General features: G+C 49.4%; 8 protein-coding genes. 4 read left to right on the forward strand and 4 right to left on the reverse strand.

The genetic code is table 11. The annotated features are described in order from the left end of the window. Window positions 1-8: 8 nt before the first annotated feature. Together N7386_RS04540 and N7386_RS04545 are read left to right on the forward strand one after the other, a co-directional pair. Window positions 9-1,685: a glucan biosynthesis protein D gene (locus N7386_RS04540; RefSeq protein ID WP_164717923.1), complete on the forward strand. Its 1,677-nt coding sequence runs from the start codon at window positions 9-11 to the stop codon at window positions 1,683-1,685. Between the two features lie 194 nt (window positions 1,686-1,879). Then, window positions 1,880-3,349: an inorganic phosphate transporter gene (locus tag N7386_RS04545; protein WP_086902110.1), complete on the forward strand. Its 1,470-nt coding sequence runs from the start codon at window positions 1,880-1,882 to the stop codon at window positions 3,347-3,349. A 12-nt stretch (window positions 3,350-3,361) separates the two neighbouring features. Here the strand turns inward: N7386_RS04545 and N7386_RS04550 are convergent, their stop codons facing one another. Beyond that, on the reverse strand, window positions 3,362-4,255 hold the full coding sequence (locus tag N7386_RS04550) for a DUF72 domain-containing protein (protein ID WP_086902111.1): 894 nt from the start codon (window positions 4,253-4,255) through the stop codon (window positions 3,362-3,364). A gap of 345 nt (window positions 4,256-4,600) precedes the next feature. On the opposite strand from N7386_RS04550, the gene N7386_RS04555 reads away from it, so the two are divergent. Next, window positions 4,601-6,061 carry a sensor domain-containing diguanylate cyclase gene (locus N7386_RS04555; protein WP_086902112.1) on the forward strand — a complete coding sequence of 487 codons (1,461 nt, stop codon included), beginning with the start codon at window positions 4,601-4,603 and terminating at the stop codon, window positions 6,059-6,061. 93 nt (window positions 6,062-6,154) lie between these two features. Here the strand turns inward: N7386_RS04555 and N7386_RS04560 are convergent, their stop codons facing one another. Beyond that, window positions 6,155-8,047, reverse strand: coding sequence for a methyl-accepting chemotaxis protein (locus N7386_RS04560; protein WP_279767185.1), 1,893 nt, complete (start codon window positions 8,045-8,047; stop codon window positions 6,155-6,157). Window positions 8,048-8,334: 287 nt separating this feature from the next. Here N7386_RS04560 and N7386_RS04565 point away from each other — a divergent pair, with 287 nt between their 5' ends. After that, the gene (locus N7386_RS04565; protein WP_256657218.1) at window positions 8,335-9,867 is read left to right on the forward strand and encodes an EAL domain-containing protein; all 1,533 of its coding nucleotides are present in this window, start codon (window positions 8,335-8,337) and stop codon (window positions 9,865-9,867) included. A 46-nt stretch (window positions 9,868-9,913) separates the two neighbouring features. Here the strand turns inward: N7386_RS04565 and pepN are convergent, their stop codons facing one another. Together pepN and lpoB are read right to left on the reverse strand one after the other, a co-directional pair. Further along, window positions 9,914-12,547 carry an aminopeptidase N gene (pepN, locus tag N7386_RS04570; protein ID WP_086902115.1) on the reverse strand — a complete coding sequence of 878 codons (2,634 nt, stop codon included), beginning with the start codon at window positions 12,545-12,547 and terminating at the stop codon, window positions 9,914-9,916. 242 nt (window positions 12,548-12,789) lie between these two features. Then, entirely contained in the window at window positions 12,790-13,383 is a 594-nt protein-coding gene (gene lpoB, locus N7386_RS04575; RefSeq protein WP_007645693.1) for a penicillin-binding protein activator LpoB, read from the reverse strand. Window positions 13,384-13,433 lie beyond the last annotated feature (50 nt).

Genomic DNA, 13,433 nt, shown 5'->3' on the forward strand with positions numbered 1-13,433 from the left:
GTCTGCTTATGCAACCCAATTTATTTCCCGAACAAAGACATTTAAATCGTGAGCCGATGGTGATGCCGTCGGTGGAAGCTCAGTCTACCCGTAGCCGTTTACAACGTATGGTGGGTAGTGTGCTACTCACTTGCAGCGTGTTGTTAAGCTTATCTGCTTGTGCAGCGGGTAAGGCGAGCGCACCGCAGGAAGAAGAGTTTAGCTACGCTTGGTTGAAAGGCTATGCCCATACGCTGGCGACTGAGTCCTATGTAAGCCATAAGGGCGAGTTGCCAAAAAGCTTACAGGGCATGAGCTGGGATGATTACCAGCAGTTCCATTTCAAGAAAAAAGCCGCCCTGTGGCGTGAGGATGATTCGGAGTTTCGCGCCGAGTTATTCCACTTAGGCCTGTACTTCGATACGCCTGTGCATATTTACCAATTGGAAAATGGCAAGGCAAAGCTTATCGAATATTCGTCTTCCATGTTCGATTACGGTAAATCCAAGGTGAAGGGTAGCCAACTACCGAAAGACTTAGGCTTTGCAGGGTTTAGAATGCAGTTTAATACCGACTGGCAGCGTGACGTGGTCGCCTTCTTAGGTGCCAGCTATTTCCGCGCCGTAGGTCAAGAAATGCAATATGGTTTATCTGCCCGTGGTTTAGCGGTAGACACTGCGCTGCCTAAGCCTGAAGAATTCCCTATGTTTACCCGTTTCTGGTTAGAGAAGCCACAACCGGGTTCTAATATTGCGACTGTGTACGCTCTGTTAGATTCACCAAGTGTAACAGGGGCTTACCGTTTCGATATCGAGCCGGGTGAGCGTTTAAAAATGAAGGTCGATGCGGCGATTTACCCGCGTAAGGCCATCGAACGTTTAGGCGTTGCGCCACTGACCAGTATGTACATGGTGGGTGAAAACGATCGCCGCACCGGTTACGACTGGCGCCAAGAGATCCACGATTCAGACGGTCTTGCCATGCACACGGGTAACGGTGAATGGATTTGGCGTCCGCTGGGCAACCCAAGCAACCTGCGTTTCAATGCCTACAGCGATGAGAATCCAAAGGGCTTTGGTTTAATGCAGCGCGACCGTAATTTCGACCATTATCAAGATGATGGTGTGTTCTACGAGAAGCGCCCAAGCCTGTGGATCGAGCCAACGGGTAATTGGGGTAAAGGTTCGGTGCAGTTAGTTGAAATCCCAACACTGGATGAAACCTTCGACAATATCGTGGCGTTTTGGAACCCAGCTGAGCCTATTCAGCCTGGTCAAGAACTACTCTACAGCTACAACATGTACTGGGGCGGTATTCCACCCGTGCAATCACCCCGTGCCCGCGTAGTCGATACCTTTACCGGTATTGGTGGTGTGGTTGGTCAAAAGCGTAAGTACTATAGCAAGCGCTTTGTGATTGATTTTGCTGGTGGTTCCTTACCTATGCTAGGTAAAGATACCCAAGTGAAGGCGGTGATTTCGACCTCTCAGGGTCGTGTCGAAATTGAATCTGCTCGCCCACAACATGCGATCAACGGTTACCGCGCTATGTTTGACCTAGTGCCACCAGAAGACAGCGTTGAGCCGATTAACCTCAGAGTTTACTTAGAGGTCGACGGTCAGCCGTTAACTGAGACTTGGATGTACCAGTGGACACCACCACCAGTGAACGAGCGTGAGCTGCATAACGCCGGTCATTTGCAGTAAGCCGTGACTCAGTGTTAAATCTTAAAACGCCAGCCCTGTGCTGGCGTTTTTGCATTAGCGGATTTGTTAAATGCAAGCCTGACACGGAGTTATTGAGGACTGATTCACTTTTTGCAAATCTAAATAATTTTTCACTGTCAAAGAGGTCAACCTTAGGCGTAATCTGTGGCGTCCTCGTTATAGGTTAGCGATTCATGTTTGAGATATTGACTTCTATCGGCCTGGGTTGGTCGGTAGCTTTAGTGCTGGCGGTGCTATTTGTGCTGGCCTACGAATTTATCAATGGCTTCCACGATACCGCCAATGCTGTTGCCACAGTCATCTACACCAAGGCCATGCCTGCCAACCTCGCGGTGATTTCTTCAGCCCTGTTCAACTTTGCCGGAGTGCTGCTCGGCGGGCTTGGCGTGGCCTATGCCATAGTGCATCTCTTGCCCGTCGATTCTTTACTGGGAATGGATTCAACCCAAGGGCTGTTGATGGTGTTCTCACTACTCTTTTCGGCCATTATTTGGAACTTAGGGACTTGGTATTTTGGTATTCCTGCCTCCAGTTCCCATACCCTGATTGGCTCGATTATGGGGGTTGGCGGCGCATTCGCCTGGATACACAATGAACCTGTACTGCACGGCATTAATCTCACCAAAGCCACGCAGATTATGCTGTCGTTGATCATTTCGCCCACGCTGGGATTTGTGCTGGCGGGGATACTGTTATTGCTAATGAAGTACGTGTGGCAAAAGCACAAGATACACCGCACCCCCGATGAACAATTTCAGATTAATGGCAAACGCCATCCGCCGTTCTGGGCGCGCGTCAGTTTGATAGCCTCGGCCATGGGGGTGAGCTTCGCCCACGGTTCTAACGATGGCCAAAAAGGCATTGGTTTAGTGATGCTGGTGCTGATCTGTATGGCACCAGCGTATTTTGCCCTCGACATGAGTAGCCAATCCTATGATTTGGCGAGAACACAGGATGCTAACCGCCGTATTATGGCTATCTACAGTCGCAATCAAGCTGTGATTAGCGATCTGGTGGATGTTAAAGCACAAGTGAATGTGACTGACACTTTACTGAGCCACTGCTCGGCACAAACCGTGTTACCGGCCATGTCGCTGCTCGATCGCCGTTTAGATAAGGCCAGCAGTTTTCAAGAGATGAGTGTCGAAGAACGTCGTGAAGTGCGTCGCTTGCTGCTATGTATCGATGATACTGCGCGCAAAGTGGCAAAATTAGACTTACCCGCCAAAGAGTTAACATCACTCAATAAATGGCGTAAGGACCTAACTAAGTCAACCGAATACGCGCCTTTGTGGGTGATAGTGGCCATTGCGACGGCCTTGGGCTGTGGCACCTTAGTGGGTTGGCGTCGCATTGTTTATACCGTCGGTGAGAAGATAGGCTCCTCGGGGATGACCTACAGCCAAGGGATTGCGGCTCAGGTGACGGCGGCGGCATCGATTGGGATTGCTAGCGTGACGGGAATGCCGGTTTCAACCACCCATATTCTGTCTTCGGCGGTGGCAGGCACTATGGTGGCCAATCGCTCAGGCTTACAAAGCCAAACCATTAAGCAGATTTTATTAGCTTGGGTACTGACACTGCCGATTACCATGCTCTTATCTGCATTGGTGTTTATCTTGGCTAACGCGCTCTGGGGTTAAGCTAAATTCCTTTTACCACGTAAGTTGCATCTGCGCGGCAGACTCTGCCAACGCTTTATGCAACTGAATAGTGGGCAAGCTGATTTCATTGGCCAGTTGTTGCTGCAACTGCTGGTATAAACGTATCGCTAATTCGGGCGCGGTCTGGTTATCGGGCGTATGGATAAACAGATAAGGCTCGCGCCCCTCTTTTATCCAGAGTGCGAGTTGCCTTAGCCAGTTGTTAAAAAAACTATCGTTATTCTTTACCAGCAATTTATCGTTACTCGCCGCTAAGGCTTCAATCGTTCCATCCGTTTGGCCAATAAAACGCACCACGGGCGTATGGGCGGTCGCGATAGCGTGAACGGGCACCTGTGGCTTTTTCTTATGGGCATCGATGATCGCTTCGTTGGCGGGCGGCAAGGCAAACAGTGGCCGACTGTCCATGATGATGCGATTGATTTGTCTATCCATCAACAGGCGATTTAGCGCTCGCTCTGCGTCTCCCTTGGCAAAAAAGCCTAAATGGCGAACCTCTACGCCATAGCTTAAACCTTGCGGTAACAGATCAAAAAAAACTGCTAACACTGGTAGCTGTTCGGGGCCGAAGGAAGCGGGAAGCTGAATTTTCCACAAACCGGTTTTTTCAACCAAGGGTGACATCACTTGGAAGAAGGCCAATAACTCCTGCTGACAATCCTGCAACTGCTTTTGATGGGTGATGGCTTGTGGCAGTTTGAAGGTAAAGCGAAAATCATCGGGAGTGGCGCTGTGCCAATTCATCACAGTTTGCGCATTTGGCGTCGCGTAAAAGCTGGTGTTGCCTTCCACTGTGTTGAAGATACTGGCATAGCGGGCAAGTCTTTCAGCCTGTTTAGTACTTGAACCATAAACACTTTCTTGCCAATGGTTATGCGACCACATGGCAAGCCCGAGACGTAAATGTCGCGCGCTATGGGGAGGGGATTGGAACGACGTCAAACATACTCCTACTTAACTGGCTAAACACTGGAATGAGGTTTAAGTTGGCGACTCATGCCATCGCTCTTGGGGTATTGTGCTTAAATCGGTTTGTGTCCGTCAAATCTACCGCTGGTTTTTATCATTTTGCGGGCGAGATTGCGCTGGATTTAGCTTGGAACTGTCATGGTAATTAACCTACTCTAATAGTATGTTATTCTGTGTTTTGGACTTTAACGGCGGGGATTTCCCCGGTTTGTTAATGGGCCTCATGACGTAAATAAACCCTCGGCATAGTTGGAGAGTTGTGTGAAAAACGATGGTTATACTTCCCTAAGCCAATTTGTTGATTTGTTATTAGATGCTATCTGCGTCGTCGATAAAACCGGGCGCTTCGAGTTTGTCAGTGCGGGCGCCGAGCGTATTTTTGGTTATACCCCAGATGAAATGCTGGGGATGCAGATGTTAGATCTTGTGTATCCAGAAGATAGGGAACGCACACTGGCCGCCGCCAATGACATTATGGCGGGCAGTTATAAGCTCGATTTTGAAAATCGTTATGTTCGTAAAGATGGCTCACTGGTCGATATTCTCTGGTCTGCCCGCTGGTCTGAGGATCGCCAGCAGCGGATTGCCGTCGCCCGCGATATCACTAAAAGCAAAGCCGCCGAGCGGCGCCAGGCTGCGCTGTATGAGATTTCTGAGGCGGTGCATGTTACCGAAGATCTCCTTGCGCTGTATCGACGCATTCACCAGATCCTGGCCAAACTGTTACCGACGGATAATTTTGCTATCGCGCTGTATGATGCCGATCTTAATGAGTTAGATTTTCCCTATCGCGTGCTGGCGGGGGAGCAAAATCCGGCGCAATCCGCCAGTTTCGATCATTTTACCGAGCAAGTGATCCAAAGCGCACAGTCTATGCTGCTTTGCCCCATGGCTCGGCCTGTTTCTGCGGTTGAAAGTGAGCTTTGCTATTCGCAAGTCGATTCGCAAAAAAATCAGCAAGATAATCAGCAAGATAACCCGCAAGCCATAAGTTGGCTTGGCGTGCCGCTAACATTGCAGAAGGGCATTATCGGCGCCTTGATTATGCACAGTACCCCTGATTCTAGGGCTTACACTCAGCAGGATTGTGAGTTACTGGAGTTTGTGTCGACCCAAGTCGCTTTTGCGATTGAGCGGCGGCAGATGTTGGCGCGGTTAGAGCATATTGCACTTTATGACCAACTCACCCATTTGCCTAATCGTGAGTTGTTTTATGACAGATTCCAAAAGGCGCTATCACGCGCGAATCGTGAGTCGAGCTATTTCTCCTTACTCTATTTGGACTTAGACAAGTTTAAATGGGTGAATGATACCTATGGCCATGGCGTGGGCGATCTCCTGCTACAAATCACCGCCCAGCGGATCTTGGGATGCGTGAGAAACTCGGATACGGTTGCCCGTTTTGGTGGCGATGAGTTTGTGATCCTGCTTGAGCGTGTCGATTCGGCGCAGAATACCTTGCTCGTCGCCCAAAAGATCTTAGAAGTGCTTAACCAGCCCTTTGAGCTGGTTAATCAACAGGTCCATATTTTGCCGAGCATTGGAATTGCCCTCTATCCCGAGCATGGTAGGGATGAAAAACAACTGTTGTCCTGCGCCGATACGGCGATGTACAAGGCGAAGCGTAATGGTGGCAATCGGATTGAAATGGGTTATCAAGGCTTAAAGACCAGCTATTTCGAACCCTTAATCCAACCCCATCGAGAGGCCTTGAAGCGCTAGTGTGATCTTTATAAAAAAATCCCCGATAAGCTCAAGATTATCGGGGATTTTTTATAGCGTGGCGATGCGTTAGGGCATAGGGCGTTGGCGCATTTATAGCTTAAAGCGGCCGACTTCCTGTTGCAGCGAGGCGGCTAAATGAGCCAATTCCTGCGCTTGTACCATAGAGCTTTGCGCCTCGATGGAGAGGTTTTCAGAAACTTCGCGAATCGACTCGGTATTACGGTTAATTTCGCTGGTGACCGAGGTTTGTTCCTCTGCGGCGGTGGCAATCTGGCTCGCCATATCCGAGATCTCATTAATGGCTTTGCTGATCTGTAGCAGGCTCTCACTGGCCGAGTTGGCGTCGGCGACACTGGTTTCAGCCATATCATGACTTTGAGTCATAGATTTAACCGCCTTACCCGCAGTTTGCTGTAAGGTTTCGATCATCGCCTGAATTTCTTGGGTCGAGGAGTGAGTGCGCTGCGACAACACGCGCACCTCGTCGGCCACCACGGCAAAGCCGCGACCTTGTTCACCGGCACGGGCGGCTTCAATGGCGGCGTTTAACGCCAACAAGTTGGTTTGTTCGGCAATGCCACTGATTGTGAGCAATATGCTATTAATTTTTTGCGAGTGTTCGTTCAACTCGCTGATAATACGGCCCGCAGTTTCGACCTCATTGGCCAAGTTGCGGATCGATTGCTGACTCTGCATCACTTGTTTTTGGCCGTGGTTCGACAGACCAACCGCGTCTTGTGCCGTTTGCGCGGTATGCTCGGCGTTGCTGGCAATCTCTTCGGTGGCACTGGCCATTTCAGTCACAGCGGTGGCAACCATAGTGACTTCATCTTGTTGCACTGCGATACGTTGGCTATTTTCCGTCGCCGAAGCGCTGCTACCCTTGGCTTGATATTCAAGCTGGCCTGCGATGTTGTGCATTCGTGAGATCATGCCGTGCAGGCGCTCCACAAAGCGGTTAAAGCCCGAGGCCAAGATGCCAATCTCGTCGTGGCTGTTGGCGGTGTGAATTCTCACTGTCAGGTCGCCATCCCCTTCGGCAATATCATTGAGTGCCAAGGCTACGCGTTCTAAGTCTTTAAATTGAATTTTGAAGATGGCCACGAGGACCAAGCCGAAGAGGACCAGTAACGCGGCGCCGACGGCGGACATCCACCAAGCGAGTGTGGTGGCCTGCGACATGATCTCCTCTTTGTTCATCACGAAAATCAACTCCCAATCGGTGGACGGGATTGCCGCCACATAAATGAGTTGAGTTTCGCCGCCGAGTTCACGCTCTTCTAAGGTATTGGCATTTGCCCGTTGGGATAACCAGCTGGGGGTAAAGTCTTTATCTATGGTGTTCAACTGTTGATTGTTGAGCTGGCTATTGGGATGGCTGATGATAAGCCCTGTCTTGTCTACCATTAAGGTGTAGCCTTTACCTGGGACTTGAAGGCGCTGAACCGCATCGGTGAGCTGGTCTATGGTGAGGTTTGCTGCGGCCACCCCGAATAGGCTACCCGAAACCATGACTGGCTCGGCAATGGTCACCACTTGTTTTTTCAAGGTGGCGCTCACATAGGGCGCCGTCATCACCATAGCATTTGCGGCTTTGGCGTCCATATACCAAGGACGGACTCTGGGATCATAGTTAGCCGTGTTTAGCGCGGGATCTTGGCGGTACATGTTGCCTTGTTCATCGCCAAAATAGGTTAGCGCGAATCCCATGCCATTATGGGCTTGTAATAAATAGGGCGTGATCTGCACATTGGGATCGGCTTCAATGGTCTTTTTAAGACTGGTAATCGCCATTTTGCGATCTTGCATCCACAGGCCTATCCCTTCGGCAAAGGTGTTCGCCAGTTGATCAATTTCATGTTGGGTATTTTCTAAGGCGTTATTGCGGATGAAATAGCTTGAAATGCTTACCAGCACTGCAACAGTAATGAGAACGGCGAAAAGACTACTAAAGAGTAGGCGGGTTTTGAGTGTTGATCTCATATGTAATTCCTTTAAATTCCGTTAGCTGTCTAACGTCAATAGAGTATAGCGGCTGAAAATGTGAAAGCATGAATTGATAAGTCACCAATTTTTTATGTGTTTAAATTGATTACGCCTCGGATTGGCTGTCATCTTGGTAAATTGGCGATATTGCCCAAATAGGAGTTTACTCCTGTAAGATGACTAATTTGATTTGTTGCACAGCTTTCAGCGGATATCAGGCATACTCTGATATAACAGTAAGTTAGTACAAATCAGTGCTGATGAATGCAAATGAGCGGAATAATATGAAATGGAATTTTCCTCGCTGGAGCCTTAATCCCTGGTTACATACCTGCCTTATCTTTATTTTGCCCATACTGCTGGCATGTGCGATGCAACCTTGGTTGACCCGTTACAGTATGGAAAAAAGATTCAGCGATGATTTAGATATTATTGCGACTTCGTTTGCCAATGGACTCGATGGATTTGAAGCGACAAATGTCGCGCAGGCCTTCAGTGAATTATCTTTTACCTGCGATACCGACGATATCGCGCTGCTAAATAGCCCATCCTTAAGCCCCGCGATCGTTCGTTTTATTCAGTTAGAATTGGTAGACGGCAAGCAATGCTCCAATATAGGGCCTCCGGTTAATTATCAGTTCGACCGTTCTCGAAGTTTATATTTTGATTCACATCGAGTGGATATTGCCACGACAGTCGCGGCTAACGATAGGGCTCGCAGCATTGGTTATGTGTTCCATTTGGGCGAGCAAAAGTTAGTGGTGCTCACCAATAGCTCTGTCTATAACGAAACCCTGTCAAATCTGTGCCTAGGTTGTTATCAACTATTGGTTGGTTATCAAGGCCTTTCTTCCCTCGAGCGGGGCGTTGAGCGGCTAGAAACAGAGAACGTATTTATTGAGGACTCTCGTTATATCAACGTGTTAGATGTGACCTTGACCTTAAGGGCGGGGGATACACTTTACTGGCGAGAAGCCTCACACGTAGCCGTTGTGCTATTTGTGGTTGCCTTGATAGTATCTTTCCTTGCGGTGATTTTTTATTGGAATTGGCAATCGGCGCGGGTGTCGCTGGGGATGCTCATCCAAAAAGGCATCAGCCGAAAAGAGTTTATTCCTTATTATCAACCGATTATCGATTGCCGCACCGGAGAGGTCGTCGGCCAAGAGATGTTAGTCCGCTGGCGCCGATTCGATGGCGTGCTCGTTCAACCGAACCAGTTTATTCCCTACGCCGAAGATTCGGGCTTAATTTTGCCGATCACCGATCTTATCCTCGAGCAGGTATATCAGGACTTGCCTCAGCTCAAAGGCTGGGTCAGCGTTAATATCGTCGCCCAGCACCTCGAGTCGGGGTTATTGAGCAAATGGTTCTCCAGCCATAGCGATCCCAAGGTTAAACGTATCGCCTTTGAGCTGACAGAGCGTAAGCCCATCACCCAATTTGAGCTGGCCCTCGCCGAAATGAAGGCGGTATTACCCCTGTGCCATGACTTTAAATTGGATGATTTTGGCACTGGCTTTGGTGGTTTTAGTTATTTGCAGCGGCTAGGGATTAACAGCATCAAAATCGACAAGATGTTTACCGATACCATAGGCACGCAGGATTTAAAAGGCGCGGTACTCGATGCCATTATCGCCTTTGGCCGTGAGTCGCATATGGATATGGTGGCCGAAGGCGTTGAAACTCAGGCACAGGTGGAGTACTTAGCCGCGAAAGGGGTTTATCAACATCAGGGATATTTTTACGCTAAACCTTTGGCGCTCGAAGAGTTGCTGCAGTTCTACCAAGAATTGCCTTCTCGGCGTATCGAGTAACCCGATCAAAAAGAGGCTCAATTGAGCCTCTTTTTATGAGCCATTATCAATGGGTCATTTTATTTTTGATCAGTACGCAACGTTGCTCGGTTTGTCGGGTTTCTAACAGCGTGCGGCGCGTTAGGTTAGATAATCCTGTTTGGGTATCTAATACCTTATCCAAGGCGGCAATACTGGTGTAATTACAGTCGGTTGGGATAAGGTTGCGGCTGTAGCTACGCATAAACACTGGGCCTTTCTTATCCATGTCCGCCAAGTTAGCGAGGCGCTCTTCCGCGGTGGCCGCGCTTAGCAGTTTCTGTTCCGCAGGATAGAGGTTTTCCATGATGATCCGCTGTTTGGCAAACGGCAGGGCGTCGGCGTGCACTTTGCTCAACCAGCGGCGTTTGGCAGCGGCTTCTGGGCGGATAACCTGTGCGGCCAATGCGGCCTTTTCACCCGAATCCGAGTTATCGCGGGCGGCTTCCTGGGTAATACGTTGCTGCGCATTCGGGAAGTCATAGCGATTCAGCTGAGTGATGATGGCCCAGCGGAGATCTTGGTCTAGGGTTAAGCCTTTGATTTTGGTTGTGCCATCCAGTAATTGCGCTAAGTGGCGCAGACTGTCGCGATCGCCCGCTAACTGAATATAGGCATTGAACCAGCGGCGCTGGAAGTCATTATCGCCTCGGCTCTCCATGGTTTTGCGAAGGCTCATTTGCGCTAAGCCTTTGACCGCATTCTCAGCATAGTTTTGTTGAATCGGCGCGATTTGCGCGAGGTATTCTTTGCTGCGGAGCAGAGTCGAAATAATCTGGCCGACTACAGTGTAGTCATTCTCTGCAGGGGCGTTGACGAACACTGTGCTTAAGTATTGATCTAGGCTCAGGTTGCCTTCACGCACGCTGTCCCACAGGCTTTGCCACAGCATAGAGCGCAGCAATGGATCTGTGACACGGCTTAACTGTTGTTTGGCTGTGTCGAAGGATTTGTCATCGAGTTGCACCTTCACAAAGCCCCAGTCATCGTAGTTGGGGTAAACCAAATCCGGACAACGCTCGCCAACTAATTGCTTCACCTCGGTACGCTCACCCTTGTAGGTGACGGCGACCGTGGTCTCATGTCTTAAATCGAAACGTCCCTTAGTGAACAGGGCGATTTGGACTTTCTGCTCCCTGAGTGTCGGCAACTCGCTGCTCGCAGGATACTGCAACAGACTAAAATCGCTGATGCGGTTACCGTCACAGCGGTATTCGGCCTTAATGGTGTTAACCCCTGCGCTGTAGAGCCAGTCTTTCGTCCAGGCACCTAAGTCACGGCCCGCCGATTTAGCTAGGCTATTGATAAAGTCATCTAGCTCGGCATTTTGATAGCTGTATTGCTTTAAGTAGTTACTCACGCCGCGCTGGAACACTAGATCGCCGAGTAAATGGCGCAACTGCTTGAGGGTCGAGGCGCCTTTTTGATAGGTGATAGCATCGATATTATCGAAGGCGTTTTGCGTGGTCGCCACGGGCACTTCGATGGGATGCGTGGTCACTAGGCTGTCTTGCTCATAGGCGCGTTGTTTGCCTTGGGCGTAAAAGCTGCGCCAGGCATTGGTGAACTCGGTGGCCTCTTGGGTCGCGAGCGTGCCCATAAAGGAGGCAAAACTCTCGTTTAGCCACAAACCATTCCACCACTTCATGGTGACCAGATCGCCAAACCATTGGTGTGCCATCTCATGCATGATAACGCCGGCTAAGCTTTGTTTTTGCTCGGCGGTCATAGCGGCTTTGTGGAGGAAACGATCTTCGGCGAAAGTGATGGCGCCAGCGTTTTCCATTGCGCCGTAGAGGAAATCAGGCACTAAGAGTTGGTCGTACTTCTTAAAGGGATAAGGAATACCGAAATAGGCATCAAAGAAGGTTAAGCCTTGTTTGGTATAGGTAAACCAATCCTCAGGCGTGACTTGGTTAGCCACCGATTGGCGCGCGAAGAGGCGCATCGGATAGCGGCCAGAGTTGTCCTGCCACATATGGTACGGACCAGCATGCATCGAGAAGTTATAAGGGCTTAACTTAGGCGTTTCAGGAAACTCCCAACGATTCATGGCCCCAGCTGGTGTGACTGAGGACTCGCGCATGGTGCTGATCACTTGCCAGTCTTTCGGCGCGGTTACGCTGATTTTATAGTTGGCTTTTAAATCGGGTTGGTCGAACACTGCAAACATTTGCTGCGCCGCAGCAGGCTCAAAATGCGAATACAGGTAGACCTTGCCATCGACGGGATCTTGGAAACGGTGCAAGCCTTCACCATTGGTGCTGTGGGGGCGAGTAAATTGCACTTCAATGGTGTTGTCACCCGAGGACAGCAAACGAGTATTCAGACTGATATAGGCGCCGTTGTAGTTGGGGTAAACCGCAGTGCCATTGATCAAAAAGCGCTTAATTTGTGCCTTGTTCAAATCGAGGCTCAATTGCTTGGGCACTTCGCTGAGATTGAAGTTGACCTTAGTCGTTGCGCTAAAGTCAGTGTCGCCAGTCAGTTGAAAATCCAGCTCATAATGCACATTCGAAATCACCTGTGAACGTAAGCTCGCCTGATATTGGCTGATATAGGGGCTTGCATCCCTTGGGCCCGTATTTAACGGACTTTGGACGGCGCACGACATGAGTGCCGAGCAGGTGATGGCAACTAGGCTGGCTTTGAACAAATTCACGACTTCAATCCTTCAACGATTTACTTTATTTATGGCTTGGATGCGGCGCAGGCTGGCAAGTTTAGGCTCTGTGGCCTAGCAAACTTATCCCCATTTGAAAGCGGCACCCATGCTGGGTATTTTGGCCGAGTACACTACCTTATTTAGCAGGGATAACCAATGTTAAAAATGTAAAAAAAAGCCAGCGAAAATGCTGGCTTTTTTTAAGTATTTCGGCTTTAGCCCCATGGGGCTAAGCGGGATTACATGCCTAAGAAAGACTTAGACTTAGTCTTACGGATTTCTTTTTCGTCAGACCATTCGATAAGGCCTGTTTCTAAGTCCATCAGACGCATAGTCATCTTGTAGTAAACGTCTTTGGTGCTGCCATCTTGCTTAACGATGCTAGACAGGTTGCCATACAGCATGTATTGGGCGCCAATTTGACGGCCAAACTTGATGGCGGTTGATGGATCAACCATACCGGTATTATTTTGGTAATCCAGTTGCTTACGAACTGAGTCTACCTTTGTCATGTCGATAAAACGGAACTTGCCTGAGCGCAGTAACTTGTTGCTGATAGAGTCGGTCACAGACTCTGTATCGATATGCTCAGAGGTTTTGTTTTTGATGCTATCGACAAACAAAATTGGGCGGTTGTTCGCCGTCATAGCCACGATAGGTGGGAAAGTCATCATGCTATCGACCATCTTAGCGGCGATGGCTTGCAGATCCGTTGAGCCAAAGTTTTCGTTAACGGTTTCCACTTCTGTGGCATCGCCATACTCGACTTTCGATTGACATGCAGCCAGACCCATTACGGCAGCCAGCACAAAAATCAGTTTAAATTGTTTCATAGTCAGTTCCATTTTGTGATTGTAAAAACTTAATGACACTCGTTTTATTC

It is taken from the genome of Shewanella sp. GD04112, assembly GCF_029835735.1.
Lineage (GTDB): Bacteria > Pseudomonadota > Gammaproteobacteria > Enterobacterales > Shewanellaceae > Shewanella.